Source organism: Streptomyces sp. NPDC001492, assembly GCF_053597275.1.
Genome location: NZ_JBSFHW010000020.1, coordinates 15,380 through 30,553 on the forward strand (window position 1 = coordinate 15,380; position 15,174 = coordinate 30,553).

Annotated in this window: 14 protein-coding genes; 8 read left to right on the top strand and 6 right to left on the bottom strand. The window is 70.3% G+C overall.

Annotated elements, in window-relative coordinates:
- The first annotated feature begins 26 nt into the window (after positions 1–26).
- Positions 27–686 (top strand): YceI family protein, encoded by a 660-nt coding sequence (locus tag ACWC1K_RS24545; protein ID WP_450834269.1) that lies wholly within the window; start codon positions 27–29, stop codon positions 684–686.
- Positions 687–721: 35 nt separating this feature from the next.
- Here ACWC1K_RS24545 and ACWC1K_RS24550 read toward each other — a convergent pair whose 3' ends face one another.
- Together ACWC1K_RS24550 and ACWC1K_RS24555 are read right to left on the bottom strand one after the other, a co-directional pair.
- Entirely contained in the window at positions 722–1,912 is a 1,191-nt protein-coding gene (locus ACWC1K_RS24550; RefSeq protein ID WP_450834270.1) for a polyamine ABC transporter substrate-binding protein, read from the bottom strand.
- Positions 1,913–2,052: 140 nt separating this feature from the next.
- On the bottom strand, positions 2,053–3,492 hold the full coding sequence (locus ACWC1K_RS24555; RefSeq protein ID WP_450834272.1) for a gamma-aminobutyraldehyde dehydrogenase: 1,440 nt from the start codon (positions 3,490–3,492) through the stop codon (positions 2,053–2,055).
- A gap of 176 nt (positions 3,493–3,668) precedes the next feature.
- Between ACWC1K_RS24555 and ACWC1K_RS24560 the strand changes: the two genes are divergently transcribed.
- From ACWC1K_RS24560 to ACWC1K_RS24590, 7 genes are all read left to right on the top strand, one after another.
- Entirely contained in the window at positions 3,669–4,187 is a 519-nt protein-coding gene (locus ACWC1K_RS24560) for an Lrp/AsnC family transcriptional regulator (RefSeq protein ID WP_450834274.1), read from the top strand.
- A 19-nt stretch (positions 4,188–4,206) separates the two neighbouring features.
- Complete coding sequence (locus ACWC1K_RS24565) at positions 4,207–5,571, top strand: aspartate aminotransferase family protein (protein ID WP_450834276.1); 1,365 nt, start codon at positions 4,207–4,209, stop codon at positions 5,569–5,571.
- 198 nt (positions 5,572–5,769) lie between these two features.
- Positions 5,770–6,510, top strand: a complete 741-nt coding sequence (locus ACWC1K_RS24570; protein ID WP_450834278.1) for an ABC transporter ATP-binding protein — start codon at positions 5,770–5,772, stop codon at positions 6,508–6,510.
- On the top strand, positions 6,492–7,955 hold the full coding sequence (locus ACWC1K_RS24575; protein ID WP_450834279.1) for a hypothetical protein: 1,464 nt from the start codon (positions 6,492–6,494) through the stop codon (positions 7,953–7,955). The genes ACWC1K_RS24570 and ACWC1K_RS24575 overlap by 19 nt, the downstream gene beginning before the upstream one ends.
- A gap of 97 nt (positions 7,956–8,052) precedes the next feature.
- On the top strand, positions 8,053–8,460 hold the full coding sequence (locus ACWC1K_RS24580; protein ID WP_450834281.1) for a VOC family protein: 408 nt from the start codon (positions 8,053–8,055) through the stop codon (positions 8,458–8,460).
- A 46-nt stretch (positions 8,461–8,506) separates the two neighbouring features.
- Positions 8,507–9,628 carry an LOG family protein gene (locus tag ACWC1K_RS24585; RefSeq protein WP_450834282.1) on the top strand — a complete coding sequence of 374 codons (1,122 nt, stop codon included), beginning with the start codon at positions 8,507–8,509 and terminating at the stop codon, positions 9,626–9,628.
- Positions 9,629–9,790: 162 nt separating this feature from the next.
- Complete coding sequence (locus tag ACWC1K_RS24590; protein WP_351480370.1) at positions 9,791–10,480, top strand: LAETG motif-containing sortase-dependent surface protein; 690 nt, start codon at positions 9,791–9,793, stop codon at positions 10,478–10,480.
- Positions 10,481–10,542: 62 nt separating this feature from the next.
- Here ACWC1K_RS24590 and ACWC1K_RS24595 read toward each other — a convergent pair whose 3' ends face one another.
- Genes ACWC1K_RS24595 through ACWC1K_RS24610 form a run of 4 tightly spaced genes read right to left on the bottom strand, consistent with a single transcriptional unit; the run spans position 10,543 to position 15,141 of the window.
- Positions 10,543–11,370 (bottom strand): maleylpyruvate isomerase family mycothiol-dependent enzyme, encoded by an 828-nt coding sequence (locus ACWC1K_RS24595; protein WP_450834284.1) that lies wholly within the window; start codon positions 11,368–11,370, stop codon positions 10,543–10,545.
- Between the two features lie 10 nt (positions 11,371–11,380).
- Complete coding sequence (locus ACWC1K_RS24600) at positions 11,381–12,415, bottom strand: ABC transporter ATP-binding protein (RefSeq protein WP_450834286.1); 1,035 nt, start codon at positions 12,413–12,415, stop codon at positions 11,381–11,383.
- Positions 12,416–14,017 carry an ABC transporter permease gene (locus ACWC1K_RS24605; RefSeq protein ID WP_450834515.1) on the bottom strand — a complete coding sequence of 534 codons (1,602 nt, stop codon included), beginning with the start codon at positions 14,015–14,017 and terminating at the stop codon, positions 12,416–12,418.
- A 44-nt stretch (positions 14,018–14,061) separates the two neighbouring features.
- On the bottom strand, positions 14,062–15,141 hold the full coding sequence (locus ACWC1K_RS24610) for a thiamine ABC transporter substrate-binding protein (protein ID WP_450834288.1): 1,080 nt from the start codon (positions 15,139–15,141) through the stop codon (positions 14,062–14,064).
- Positions 15,142–15,174: the final 33 nt, after the last annotated feature.

Consider the following 15,174-nt stretch of genomic DNA (forward strand, 5'->3'; position numbering starts at 1 on the left):
CTCGTCATGACGTAAGTACGTGAATCATGAACCTGTTCACCCGTGCTGCGTCTCCGCGCCGCCCGGCTCCCCCCACCGCCCCGCAACGCCCCCTCCGACCACCGGCGTTCGCCCCCACAGCGAACCGTCCGAGCCCCGCTCTCGCGGCGCTGACCGGAGAGTGGCTGATCGACCCGGCACACAGCCGTATCGGTTTCTCCGTGCGCCATGCCATGGTGACCACCGTGCGCGGGGCTTTCACCGAGTACCAGAGCCGGCTCTACTTCGACGGCCGTGATCCCTCCCGTTCACGGGCCGAGATCGTCCTGTCCACGGCGTCCGTCGACACCGGCGTGGAACAGCGCGACGCGCACCTGATCGGCCGTGACTTCCTGGACGCGGCGAACCATCCGAGGATGCGCTTCGTCAGTACGACGGTGCAGCTCGTGGAGCCCGACGTCTACCGTATGAACGGCGAGCTCACCATCAAGAACACCACCCGCCCCGTCGACCTGGAGCTCACCTACATCGGGCACGTCGTCGACGCGTTCGGGGACGAGCGGGTGGGCTTCGACGGCACGACCACCATCAACCGCTCCGACTGGGGCCTGACGTACAGCCAGAAGCTGGCGGAGGGCGGCGCCATGGTGAGCGAGAAGGTGCGCCTCCAGTTCGACATCGCGGCCATCCGCACCCTGCCCGCCTGACCCGGGGCGGGCCGCGGAGGAACCCGCCGTCCCTGTCACAAGCCCACGATCTTGTTCCACCTCTTCGCGAACTCCACCCGCTCCGTCGACGTGATGTCCCGGGCGATCACGAGCCGTTTGCGCATCTCGGCGTCCGGGAAGATCAGCGGGTTCTCGGCGAGGGCCGCGGTGTCCTTGTCCTTGGCGGCCGCGAGGACGTCCCGGGCGGCGGGGACGGGGCAGACGTAGTTCACCCAGGCGGCGAGTTCGGCGGCGACCTCGGGCGCGTAGTAGTAGTCGACGAGCCGCTCGGCGTTCCTCTTGTGCACCGCCCGGTCCGGGATCATCAGCGAGTCGGCCCACAGCTCCGCGCCCTCCTCGGGGACGACGAAGCGGATGTGCGGGTTGTCGGCCTGCAGCTGGATGACGTCACCGGAGTACGCCTGACAGGCCAGGACGTCGCCGCTGACCAGGTCCTTGGTGTAGTCGTTGCCGGTGAAGCGGCGGATGTGGCCCCGCGCGACGTACCTCTCGACCTGGTCGCAGACCCGGTGGAAGTCGGCCGCCGTCCACCTGGTGATGTCGACGCCGTTGCCCTGCATCAGCAGCGCGAACGCCTCGTCGAGGCCGGACAGCAGGGTCACCCTCCCCTTGAGGTCGCTCGCCCACAGGTCCGAGACATGGCGGATCTCGCGGCCGAGCCTGCGGCGGTCGTACGCGATGCCGGTGATGCCCGACTGCCACGGCACCGAGTACCTGCGGCCCGGGTCGAAGGCGGGCGAACGCAGCTGCGGGTCGAGGTACCCGGCCACGTTCGGCTGCCCCGCCCGGTCCATCTCCTGGACCCACCCGAGCCGCACGAACCGCGCACACATCCAGTCGCTCATGACGATCAGATCGCGGCCCGTGCGCTGATGGTTCATCAGGGCGGGGCTGATCTTGCCGAAGAACTCGTCGTTGTCGTTGATCTCCTCGGTGTACTCGACGGAGATCCCGGTGCGCTTCTCGAAGGCCTCAAGGGTGGGCCGCCGGTTCGGGTTGTCGTCGTCGGTGTCGATGTACAGCGGCCAGTTCGCCCAGGCCAGCCGCTTGTCACGGGCGGACAGATCGGCGACGGCACGCTCGCCGGGCCGCACATACGCGGCGGGCACCCCGCACCCGGCCAGACCGCCGAGCACCGCACCACCACCCAGCGCGCGCAGCAGGGACCGGCGGGAGGGGGAGGAGGTCTTCGGTGTGCGGGGCATGGGCGCAGCATGCCGTCCCTGCCGGTACGCCGACAATCGACGCAGCGTCGAGTACGCCCGCACCGGCCGGACACCCTGTCGAACGGCGCGGCCCCGGACGGAACTTGATCCGCCCGGGGCCGGGTGTCACGTCGTGGGGACTAGGCGTCCAGCGAGGTCATCACGTGCTTGATCCGCGTGTAGTCCTCGAACCCGTACCCCGACAGGTCCTTGCCGTACCCGGACTTCTTGAACCCGCCGTGCGGCATCTCCGCGACCAGCGGGATGTGCGTGTTGATCCATACGCAGCCGAAGTCCAGCTTCTTCGACATCCGCATCGCACGGCCGTGGTCCTTGGTCCACACCGACGAGGCCAGCGCGTACTCGACGCCGTTGGCCCACTCCACGGCCTGGTCCTCGTCCGTGAAGGACTGGACGGTGATGACGGGACCGAAGACCTCCTTCTGGATGATCTCGTCGTCCTGCTTCAGCCCGGAGACGACGGTCGGCGCGTAGAAGTAGCCCTTCTCGCCCACCTGGTGACCGCCGGCCTCGACCTTGGCGTGCGCGGGCAGCCGCTCGATGAAACCGGCCACCTGCTTGAGCTGGTTGGGGTTGTTGAGCGGGCCGAACAGCACGTCCTCGTCGTCCGGCTGCCCGGTCTTCGTCTCGGCCGCGGCCTTCGCCAGCGCCGCCACGAACTCGTCGTGGATGCCCTCCTGCACGAGGACGCGGGTGGCCGCCGTACAGTCCTGGCCGGCGTTGAAGAAGCCCGCGACGGAGATGTCCTCCACGGCCTTGGCGATGTCGGTGTCCTCGAAGACGACGACCGGCGCCTTGCCGCCCAGCTCCAGGTGGACCCGCTTGAGGTCCTTGGACGCCGACTCGGCGACCGACATGCCCGCCCGCACCGAGCCGGTGATGGAGGCCATCGCCGGGGTGGGGTGCTCGACCATCAGCCGGCCGGTGTCACGGTCGCCGGTGATGACGTTGAAGACACCCTTGGGCAGGATCGACCCGATGATGTCGGCGATCAGGACGGTGGACGCCGGGGTGGTGTCCGAGGGCTTCAGCACGACCGTGTTGCCCGCCGCGATCGCCGGCGCGAACTTCCACACGGCCATCATCATCGGGTAGTTCCACGGCGCGACCTGCGCGCAGACGCCGACCGGCTCGCGGCGGATGATGGACGTCATCCCGTCCATGTACTCACCGGCCGACCGGCCCTCCAGCATCCGGGCCGCGCCCGCGAAGAAGCGGATCTGGTCGACCATCGGCGGGATCTCCTCGGACCGCGTGAGCCCGATCGGCTTGCCGGTGTTCTCCACCTCGGCCGCGATGAGCTCCTCGGCCCGCTCCTCGAACGCGTCCGCGATCTTCAGGAGGTGCTTCTGCCGCTCGGCCGGGGTCGTGTCGCGCCAGCCCGGGAAGGCGGCGGCGGCCGCGGCCATGGCGGCATCCACATCCGCCTGGCCCGACAGCGGCGCGGTCGCGTACGCCTCGCCCGTCGCGGGGTTGACCACCTCGGTGGTCCGTCCGTCGGCGGCGTCCCGGAACTCACCGTCGATGTAGTTGCGCAGACGACGCAGCTCGGTGCTCACTGCCGGCCCTCCAAGTTCGAGTGGATCCAACGTGTCCATTGAATGAGACACCCACACTAATCCGATAGCCCACGTTTTCAACACCCCCGGTCACGCCAAGACTGCGAAATCCGCAGTACTCAGTCATGTAAACAACGAATTTCATCGGTCCGCCCTTGCGGAACCGCCGAGACGTCGTGCACAGTGAGGTCGTGGCCAGTCGAAGCGCAGAGCAAAGGGACTCGTCCCGCGAGTCCAGGAACGGCAGTCCCCATCTGGACGCCGTCTCCCTCGCCATCATCGAACAGCTCCAGGAGGACGGCCGCCGGCCGTACGCCGCGATCGGCAAGGCCGTGGGCCTGTCCGAGGCGGCCGTGCGCCAGCGCGTGCAGAAGCTGCTCGACCAGGGCGTGATGCAGATCGTCGCCGTCACGGACCCGCTCACCGTGGGCTTCCGCCGGCAGGCGATGGTCGGCGTCAACGTCGAGGGCGACGTGGAGAAGATCGCCGAAGCGCTCACCGACATGTCGGAGGTCGAGTACGTGGTGATGACCGCGGGCTCGTTCGACATCCTCGCCGAGGTCGTCTGCGAGGACGACGACCACCTGCTGGACGTCATCAACAAACGCATCCGGGCACTGCCCGGCGTGCGCTCCACCGAAAGCTTCGTCTACCTGAAGCTGAAGAAGCAGACCTACATGTGGGGAACCCGATAACCGTGAGGACCCGATAACCGTGAGCTCCAAGGACCTCAGCAAGACCGCGTACGACCACCTGTGGATGCACTTCACCCGCATGTCCTCGTACGAGAACTCCCCCGTCCCGACGATCGTGCGCGGCGAGGGCACCTACATCTACGACGACAAGGGCAAGCGCTACCTCGACGGTCTCGCGGGTCTGTTCGTGGTCCAGGCCGGTCACGGCCGCACGGAGCTCGCCGAGACCGCCTTCAAGCAGGCGCAGGAGCTGGCGTTCTTCCCGGTGTGGTCCTACGCCCACCCGAAGGCCGTGGAGCTGGCCGAGCGCCTCGCGGACGAGGCCCCGGGCGACCTCAACAAGGTCTTCTTCACCACCGGCGGCGGCGAGGCGGTCGAGACCGCCTGGAAGCTGGCCAAGCAGTACTTCAAGCTGGTGGGCAAGCCCACCAAGTACAAGGTCATCTCCCGCGCGGTCGCCTACCACGGCACCCCGCAGGGCGCCCTGTCGATCACCGGCCTGCCGGGGCTGAAGGCCCCCTTCGAGCCGCTGGTCCCGGGCGCGCACAAGGTTCCGAACACCAACATCTACCGCGCCCCGCTCTTCGGCGACGACCCCGAGGCCTTCGGCCGCTGGGCCGCCGACCAGATCGAGCAGCAGATCCTCTTCGAGGGCCCGGACACGGTCGCGGCCGTCTTCCTGGAGCCGGTGCAGAACGCGGGCGGCTGCTTCCCGCCCCCGCCCGGCTACTTCCAGCGCGTGCGCGAGATCTGCGACCAGTACGACGTGCTGCTGGTCTCGGACGAGGTCATCTGCGCCTTCGGCCGCCTGGGCACCACCTTCGCCTGCGACAAGTTCGGCTACGTCCCGGACATGATCACCTGCGCCAAGGGCATGACCTCGGGCTACTCCCCGATCGGCGCGTGCATCGTCTCCGACCGTCTGGCCGAGCCGTTCTACAAGGGCGACAACACCTTCCTGCACGGCTACACCTTCGGCGGCCACCCGGTCTCCGCGGCGGTCGGCCTCGCCAACCTCGACCTGTTCGAGCGCGAGGGCCTGAACCAGCACGTGCTCGACAACGAGGGCGCGTTCCTGTCCACGCTCCAGAAGCTGCACGACCTGCCGATCGTCGGCGACGTCCGCGGCAACGGCTTCTTCTACGGCATCGAGCTCGTGAAGGACAAGGCCACCAAGGAGTCCTTCAACGACGAGGAGACCGAGCGCGTCCTGTACGGCTTCCTCTCCAAGGCCCTCTTCGACAACGGCCTGTACTGCCGTGCCGACGACCGCGGCGACCCGGTGATCCAGCTCGCCCCGCCGCTGATCTCCCACCAGGAGACCTTCGACGAGATCGAGCAGATCCTGCGCGCCACGCTGACGGAGGCCTGGACGAAGCTCTGACCTCCCGGCGGTTCAGCCGCTTATACGGCCCGGTGTGCACCCGTACGAGTGAGAAGGGTGCATGCCGGGCCGCGTGCTGTCCGGCGTCGGCGCCGCCGCTCCTTAGCGTGCCTGGTAACCGATCGGCCCTGTCCTCGTTCCCCCGCACGGGGGAACAAAGATCACGGGAACCACAGATCCGAACCGAGGTGTACGCCCATGGAGGCCCCGCCGGACAACGACGTGCTCTGGGCACGCTCACTGCACTTCCAGCACAGTGACGGCTCGCCCGCGCTCAGCGGCGTCTCGTTCGGTGTCCGGGAGGGCGAGATCCTCGCCGTCAGCGGTCCCCGGGGCAGCGGGAAGACGACTCTGCTGCGCTGTCTGTCCGGCCAGGTAACAGCCCAGCGGGGCGAGGTCTGGTTCAACAGCGTGCCGGTCCACACCATGGCCCAGCCCGCCCGCGAGCGGCTGCGCCGCGACCGTTTCGGCTGGATCGACCCGGCCCCCGTGCTCGTACCCGAACTCAACGCCTGGGAGAACGCCGCCCTGCCGCTGATGCTGCGCGGCACCAGCCGCGAGCGCGCCAGGACGGCAGCCCTGGAGTGGCTCGAACGCCTCGACGTCGGCGACCTGTCCCGTCGGCGTCCGCACGAGATGAAGCAGGCCGAGCGGCAGCGCGTGACGATCGCCCGGGCTCTCGCCCAGGGCCCCACCGTCCTGTACGCCGACGAACCCACCGCCCCCCTGCACCGCGCCGACCGCGCCCACGTCCTGCGCACGCTCACCACGGCGGCCCGTTCGCACGGCATCACGGTCGTCGTCGCCACCCACGACCAGGAGACCGCGGCCATCGCCGACCGCACGCTGTCGCTGCTGGACGGCCGCTGCGTGAACACGGTCCACCTGCCCCCGGTGGCCGAGGCGGAAGGCCGGGCCCCGTGCTCGCTCTCCGTCTGACCCGCGACGCCCACCCGGCCGTACAGCTGCGCCGCCTCCTGGTGGCGGTGGCCTCGGCCGGCACGGGCTTCCTGCTGCTGTGCGCCCTCGGTTACGCGATGAGCCACCCGGCCAACCCCGGCGGCTCGGCCCTCCGTCTCGCCTGGTGCCTGACCCCCCTGGCCGCCACCGTGCACTTCGCGGTGGCGGTGGCCCGCACCGACCCCGGCACGAAACCCCGCTCCGGCCTCGCGGCCATCGGCCTCGGCCCCTTCCGCCTGATGGCGCTCTCCGCCACGACGACGGCCGTGTCCTGCACGCTCGGCTCGCTCCTGGCCCTCCTCGTCTTCCTCGACCTGCGCGGCGACCTCATGGGGGTCCCCTTCGACGGCGCGGCCTCGGTGTTCCTGGCAGCCGACCAGCCCCTGCCCGTCCCGGCGGCCCTGACCCTGCTGGCGCTGGTCCCGGCCGTCGCCTCGGCGACGGTGGCACTGGTCCTCCTCCCGCGGGACGCGCGACCGGCCGCGGCACGGGCGGTGGCACGGCACTACGGCCGCTTCGGGGCCTACGGCCGGACGGTGGCACGGGAGACCTTCGGAACGTACGGCCGCTTCGGCGCCCGCCTGCGCACCCGGCCCGCGGGCAGTGCTGCCGCCGACGCGACTCCCGCCCCGAAGACGGGCAGCACCCCGCCGCCCCAGCCTGCGGGCAGTCGTGCCGCTTGGGGCGGCTCCCGACCCGAAGAGAGCGGCACCCCGCACGCGCGGGCAAGCGAACCCACCCCCACAGCGCCACCCCCGGGCGAGGACTCGACCGGTGCCCGGCCGAACCCCGCCGCTGCTCACTCCCCCGCACCCGGCACCGCCCCCGCGGGCCTCCCCTGGGGCGTCGCCGTCCTCACCGCGGGACTGGCCGTGCAGGCCTACGCCACCGGCGCGTCGACCACCCCCGGCCCCCGGCTCCCCGGCGGCCTTGCCACCGGCGCCCCGTCGGTCCTCCTCGGCTGGGTGCTCACCACCCTCGGCCTCGCCGTCGCCGGCCCCGGCCTCGCCCATCTGTGCGGCCGCCTCCTCCAGGCGGGGCGCCCCGGCCCCCTCCGGCTGCTGTCCGGCCGCGTCCTCATGGAGGAGGCCACCCGCATCGGCCGCCCCCTCGGCATCGTCTGCGCGGTCGCCTCCGGCACCTACGCCATGGCCGCCCTGTACGACACGGGCAGCCCCGCCTTCGGGCCGCTCACCACCCTCGGCACGCTCCTGGTGTCCGGCTGCACCCTCGCCACGCTGCTCACCGCGGCCGTGGAGGCCAAGCACGCCCGGGCCGACACCACGGCAGCCCTGCTGCGCCTCGGCGCCCCGGCCACGATGCTGCGCGGCGCCGCCGCCCTGCGGGTGGGCGCACTGCTCGCCCTGTTCGTGCCGCTGACCCTGGTGGTGGCGGAGCTGGCGGCCCTGCCACTGGCCCGCTGAGAATTCGTACGAACAGAGTTCCCGGGAATCGATGAGTTCCGCGCGGGCCCCCGGTCTACCCCTGCGAACACCACGCATCCGACGGGAGAGACCTCACATGTACCAGCAGATGATCTTCGTGAACCTGGCCACCGACGACGTCGAGGCGTCGAAGAAGTTCTTCACGGAGCTCGGCTACACGATCAACCCGCAGTTCAGCACCGACGACTGCGCCTGTGTCGTGATCAGCGACACCATCATCACGATGCTGCTGAGCAGGCAGCGGTACGCGGACTTCACCAAGAAGGAGATCGCGGACTCGACGAAGACCAGCGAGGTGCTGATCTGTCTGAGCGCCGAGAGCCGCGAGAAGGTCGACGAGCTGGTGGGCAGGGCGGTCGCGGCCGGCGGCACCGCCAACGACGACGTCCAGGACCACGGCTACATGTACGGCCGTTCCTTCGACGACCTCGACGGCCACAGCTGGGAGGTCGTGTGGATGGACCCGGCGGCGGTCCAGGGCTGAGAGCCTGGGTCATATCCCCGACGAACGGCGTGCCTAGCATGGGCCCGTGCAGACGAGCCCGGCCCATGCGGCCCACCACGACGAGCGCGAGATCGAGACGCTGGAGGACTTCGACGCGACGGTGTCGGCCCGCGGCACCCTCGCCGGTTACCGCGTGCAGGCCGTCGACCTGACGGACCGTACAAGGGAGTTGCTCACCACCGACACCGCCGAGGCGGTGTTCCTCGGCTGTCCGATGCGCGAGGAAGCGGCCGCGAAGGTCCGCGCCGGCGGGGCGCTGGTCTTTCCGCCCGTCCCGCATCTGCCCTTCGACCCCTACCGCGGGCACCTGTACACGCCCGACGAGCTGTTCGCCTCGCTGGAGAAGGGGTACGAGCAGACGCCGGACGCCCTCGCCTACGCCTGGTTCCAGCGCACCAAAACGGACGGCGACATATTCGCCTCGATGCTGCGTGCCGTGCACGACGACTCGATCTCCGACGCCCTCGACGAACTCCTGCGCGGCGCACGCGTGGTGGGTGTCATGGGCGGCCATGCGATGGCACGCGGGACTCAGGCCTACGCCGGAGCGGCGCGCCTCGGCCGCGAGCTGAGCCGCTCCGGTTTCGTGGTGGCGACCGGCGGCGGTCCGGGCGCCATGGAAGCGGCGAACCTGGGCGCGTACGCGGCGCCGTACGAGGACGGCATGCTGGAGGAGGCCTGCCGACTCCTCGCGAAGTCACCCTCGTTCGTGCCCTCGATCACCGAGTGGGCCCGCGCCGCCTTCGAGGTGCGCACCCGCTGGCCGAAGGGCAACCACTCCATCGGCATCCCCACCTGGTTCTACGGCCACGAGCCGCCGAACCCCTTCGCCTCGCACATCGCCAAGTACTTCGCCAACGCCACCCGCGAGGACGGTCTGCTGGCCCGCTCGAACGCGGGTGTGGTCTTCCTGCCGGGCGCCGCCGGCACCGTACAGGAGATCTTCGACAACGCGACGCCCAACTATTACGAGTCACGGGGCGAGCCGACGCCCATGGTGCTCGTCGACCGCAGGCACTGGACGGAGCACCTGCCGACCTGGCCCCTCTTGCAGTCACTCGCCCGGGAACGCTCGATGGAGTCCCGTATCGCCCTCGTTGACCGGATCGAGGAGGCTCCGGCGGCGCTGAAACGTCTCGGTGGTTAATAAGAGTGCAAAGCCAACGCCCCAGGTACGCCTGCGCATTGACACTCCTTATCAAACGCTTATAAACCTTTGAGTCTCCTGGGGAGGGTGAGGCTTCACCTCCACAGTCGCCTCACGTCCCTCGTCAACCCCCCGCAGTTGCGCATCCCGTGAAGGGCAAACGTGTCCATATCTCGCCGTACCGCACGTCGTTCCGTGCAGATCCTGGGCGTCGCCGCCGCGTCCTCCGCGCTCGCGCTGAGCGCCGCGGGCTCCGCGCTCGCCTGCAACATCAGTGAGTTCTCCGCCGCACCCAAGTGCGACGGCAGCAAGGGCGTCATCACCGTCACCGACAAGGACGCCTCGGGTACCCCGGCGACGATCACCGTGTTCCTCGAGAACAACGGCGCCGACGCGAAGCAGGTCGGCGAGCAGGACGTCACCGGTTCCCGCGAGGGCGTCACCGTCACGTTCAACGAGGACTGGTCGCCGAACGCCGAGTACCGCATCCATGTCGCGGCCGGCAAGGACAAGGACCACCTGATCGTCGACAAGGACATCACGCCGAACCTGACGACTCCGTCCGAGGGCTGCTCGAAGGACGAGACCACGCCGCCGGCATCGCCGACGCCGACCCCGTCCGCCTCCACCCCGGCCTCGGAGTCCCCGTCCCCGTCCGCCTCGGACAGCACCCCTCCGGCGGACACCTCGTCCAACGCCCCGTCCCCGGCGGCCGGTGACGACAACCTCGCCGAGACCGGTGCCAACTCCAACACCGGCCTGATCGCCGGTATCGCCGGCGCGCTGGTCGTGGTCGGCGGCGGCGCCGTCTTCTTCGGCATGCGCCGTCGTGGGGCGAACAGCAGCCGCTGACGCCTCCCGCAGAGCAACGCTGTGGCCCGTCCCCGTATCCCCGGGGGACGGGCCGCGGTCGTTCACCCGAAGCTCGCCCGCTCCAGCCAGAACTCCAGCAGCTTCCGCTCGCCGACGATCTCCAGCTCCGGGCTGTCCAGGGGAATGCGGCGGTAGAAGGCGAGAAGCAGGGAGGTGAGCGGTCCGCGCAGGGCGACGTCCGCCTTCTCATGGCCGCGGCGCCAGCCGAAGCCCTCCTCGGTGCCCTCGATCAGCCTCCCCCATCCTTCGGACGGGGGGACCCCCGTCTCGCTTCGCTCGGCATGCGACTGCGGTGCGGTGTCGGTGGCATGGAGGTGAATGCTTTCTCCGGCGCCGATCGGCGCTTCCTTCCCCTCCCGCTCCCGCACCCATCCCACGATCTGCAACCACTCGTCGATCGCGTCGGCGGCGATGTCGGGGGCCACTTCGTACGGCAGCCCCGCGGCAAGCGTGGCGTCGGCACGGTGGACGGTGATCTCGTGGGCCATCCGGCGGGCCCAGAAGCCGGCGGTCTGGGGCCCGGCCCAGCCCCATACCTTCGCGTCGGGCCCGGCCTCGCGCAGCGCGCCCACGGCCAGCTCGCCGGCCTCCGCCAGCCAGGCGTCGAGGGCGGCGGCGTCACCCGGCGTCTCGGGGCCGTCGCCGCGCGGTATCTCCTCGTCGGGGACGTTCTCCTCGGCCCGTTTTTGCACTAGCGTCCCGGCCCAGCGCAGGACGCCGCCCATGTGCAGGTTGAGCTGTTCCAGGGTCCAGTCCGGACAGGTCGGGACGGTCGCGGACAGATCGGCGCCGCTCGTCACCACCGCCCTCAACTGCTCCACCTGGTGGGCGATTTCATCGCAGTAGCGATCATGCGTAAGTAGTGTCATCGCGCGCACCCTACGCGGAAACTCCTGGGCCGAGCACCACGATTTCCGCCGCGTCGAACTCCACCCCGACCGCGTTCCCGACCTCCGGCGCCTCCCGCAGCGCCACCGCCGCCTCCAGGCGCGGCGCCTCCTCCGGCTGCACCTGTACGGCGACATGGGTGCCCTTGAAGGTGCGGGCGGCCACGGTGCAGCGCAGGCCCTCGTCGGCGGGAACGAGCCGTACGCCGGCGGGCCGCACAAGCAGCGTGCGGGTGCCCTGCGGGGCGTCCTGGGGCACCGGCAGCTTGCCCCAGGGGGTGTCCGCCGCCTCACCCGTCACCATGCCCTCGACCACGTTGTCGAAGCCGAGGAAGCGGGCCACGAACTCGTCCGCGGGGCGCTGCCACACCTCCAGCGGCGTACCGGACTGGGCGATCCGCCCGTCCCGCATCACCACGACCCGGTCGGCGAGCGCGAAGGCCTCGCCCTGGTCGTGCGTCACGGCGAGGACGGTGGTCCCCAACCGCCCGAAGAGTTCCCGGAGTTCGACGACGAGGCGCTCCCGCAGCGAGCGGTCGAGCTGGCCGAGCGGCTCGTCCAGCATCAGCAGCCGCGGCCGGGGGGCGAGGGCGCGGGCCAGCGCGACGCGCTGCTGCTCACCGCCGGAGAGCGAGGCGACGGCCCGGCGGGCGGCGCCCGGCAGCCCGACGAGGTCCAGCAACTCCCGTACCCGTTCGCCCTGTTGAGAGCGCGTGGCGCCGTGCATCCGCAGCCCGAAGGCGACGTTGCCGCCCACGTCCCGCTGCGGGAACAGCTGGTGGTCCTGGAACATCAGGCCCACCTCCCGTTTGTGCGCGGGCACGCCCGACTGGTCGCGTCCGTCGAGCAGCACCCGCCCCCCGTCCAGGGGCTGGAGCCCCGCCACCACCCGCAGCAGGGTCGACTTGCCGCTGCCGCTGGGCCCGAGCACGCACACGATCTCGTGTTCGGCGACATCGAGGCCGACGGAGTCGAGCACGGCCCGCCCGCCGAACCGTACGGTCGCGTCCTCAAGGCTCAGCAGCATCTAGAACTCCCCGCTCCGGTCGGTGCGCAGCCGCTCGAGCACCAGCAGCGCCACCGCGCACACCACCATCAGAATCGTCGAAAGGGCCATCGCCTGGCCGTAGTTGAGCTCGCCCGGCCGGCCGAGCAGTCGAGCGACGGCGACCGGCAGCGTGGGATTGTCCGGCCGCGCGATGAACACCGTGGCCCCGAACTCCCCCAGTGACACCGCGAACGCGAACCCGGCCGCGACCAGCAGCGCCCGCCGCACCATCGGCAGATCGACCTCCCGCCACACCCGCCACGGCGACGCCCCGAGCACGGCCGCCGCCTCCCTCAGGCGCGCGTCCACGGCCCGCAACACGGGCAGCATGGTCCGTACGACGAAGGGGACGCCCACCAGCGCCTGTGCGAGCGGCACCAGAATCCACGAACTGCGCAGATCCAGCGGCGGCTTGTCCAGCGCGATCAGGAACCCGAAGCCCACGGTCACGGCGGAGACGCCCAGCGGCAGCATCAGCAGCGCGTCGAAGCCACGGACCAGCCGGCCCGCGTCCCGGCGCGCGAGCGCCGCGGCGGCCAGACCGCCGATCAGCACCGCGATGGCCGTCGCGGCGAGGGCGTACTGGAGGGAGTTGCCGACGGCCTCGATCAGCGGCACGAGGAAGGTGCCGCCGTCGTCGTGGGTCAGCGCCCGGTAGTAGCCGAAGCCGGAGGCACCGAGGGACCGCTGCACCAGCACGGCCAGTGGCAGGACGAGCAGCACGAGGACGGTGGCGAGGACCCCGGCGAGCAGTCCCCACTCCCCCGCCCCGCGGGGCCGCCGCGCCGTGACGTTCGCGTCCACCAGCCGCAGGGCGGCCTCCCGCCGCCGTACGGTCCAGGCGTGCACGGCGAGGATCGCCCCGACGGCGACGAACTGGACGATCGTGAGCACGGCGGCGGTGGACAGGTCGAAGATCTCCGAGGTCTGCCGGTAGATCTCGACCTCGAGGGTGGAGAAGGTCGGTCCGCCGAGGATCTGCACCACGCCGAAAGAGGTGAAGGTGAACAGGAAGACCATCAGCGCGGCGGCGGCGACGGCAGGCCCGAGCGCCGGCAGAGTCACCTTCCGCCAGGCCCTGAACGGCGAGGCGCCCAGCATCCGCGCCGCCTCCTCCTGACGCGGGTCGAGCTGCCCCCACAGGCCGCCGACGGTCCGTACCACCACGGCGTAGTTGAAGAAGACGTGCGCCAGCAGGATGGCCCACACAGTGGTGTCCAGCCGTACGCCCCACAGCTCGTCGAGCAGCCCCCCGCGCCCGACCAGCGCCAGGAACGCCGTACCGACGACGACCGTCGGCAGCACGAACGGGACGGTGACGACGGCGCGCAGCACCTGCTTGCCGGGAAAGTCGAGGCGCGCGAAGACATACGCGCCGGGGAGCGCGACCAGCAGCGTGAGCGCGGTGGAGGCGAGCGCCTGCCAGGTGGTGAACCACAGAACGTGCCGGATGTCGGACCGTGCGACGACATCCGCGATCCGCCCGAACTGCCACTGCCCGTCGACCTTGAGCCCGCGCGCCACGATCGCGGCGACGGGCCAGGCGAAGAAGGCGGCGAAGAACAGGGCGGGCACGGCCATCAGGCCGAGCCGCACCGCGCTCCCCGTCCGCCTTCTGCGGACGGCTACTTCAGTACGAGTGACGTCCACGACTTGACCCACTGGTCACGGTTTGCGGCGATCTTCGTCGGGGCCATGGTCTCGGGGTCCTTGGCCGGCTGCCCGTACTTCACGAACTCCGGCGGCACCTGGGCGCCCTCGATCACCGGGTAGACGAACATTTTCAGCGGCATGTCCTCCTGGAACTCCTTGGTGACCAGGAAGTCGAGGAAGGCCTTGCCGCCCTTGGCGTTCCGGGCGTTGCTGAGCAGTCCCGCGTACTCGATCTGCCGGAAGCAGGTGCCGTACGACGTCCCGGTCGGCGCGCTCTTCGGCTTCGGGTCGCCATAGATGACCTCGGCGGGCGGCGAGGAGGCGTAGGAGACGACGAGCGGCCGGTCCGCCTTGGCCTTCTTGCCGCCGGCGGACCCGGAGAACTCGTCGTTGTAGGCCTGCTCCCAGCCGTCGACGACCTTCACGCCGTTCGCCTTGAGCTTCTTCCAGTAGCCCTGCCAGCCGTCGTCGCCGTACTTGGCGGCGGTGCCGAGCAGGAAACCGAGGCCGGGCGAGGAGGTGGAGGCGTTCTCGGTGACGAGGAGGTTCTTGTACGCGGGCTTGATCAGATCGTCGAACGACTGGGGCGGAGCCAGCTTGTGCTTGCTGAAGTACGCCTTGTCGTAGTTGACGCAGATGTCACCGGAGTCGATCGGCGTGACCCGGTGCTTGGCCTGGTCGACCCGGTACTGCGCCTGGATCCGGTCGGACCCCTTCGCCTCGTACGACTGGAACAGCCCGTTGTCGAGGGCCCGCGAGAGCAGGGTGTTGTCGACGCCGAAGAAGACGTCGCCCTGCGGGTTGTCCTTGGTGAGGATGGCCTTGTTGACGGCCTGCCCGGCGTCGCCGCTCGGGAGAACCCTGACCTTGTATCCGGACTGCTTCTCGAAGTCCGCGAGGACGCTCTTCGAGACGGCCCACGAGTCGTGGCTGACAAGGGTGACGGTCTTGGAGCCGCCGGAGCCCTCGCTGCCGGACGACGACGAACCGCACGCGGACAACGTGACGAGACCGAGGCCGACCGCGGCGGCCACGAACGTCTTGGTGTGCACTGAATTCCTCCTGGCTGACCAGGAAGAGACGCG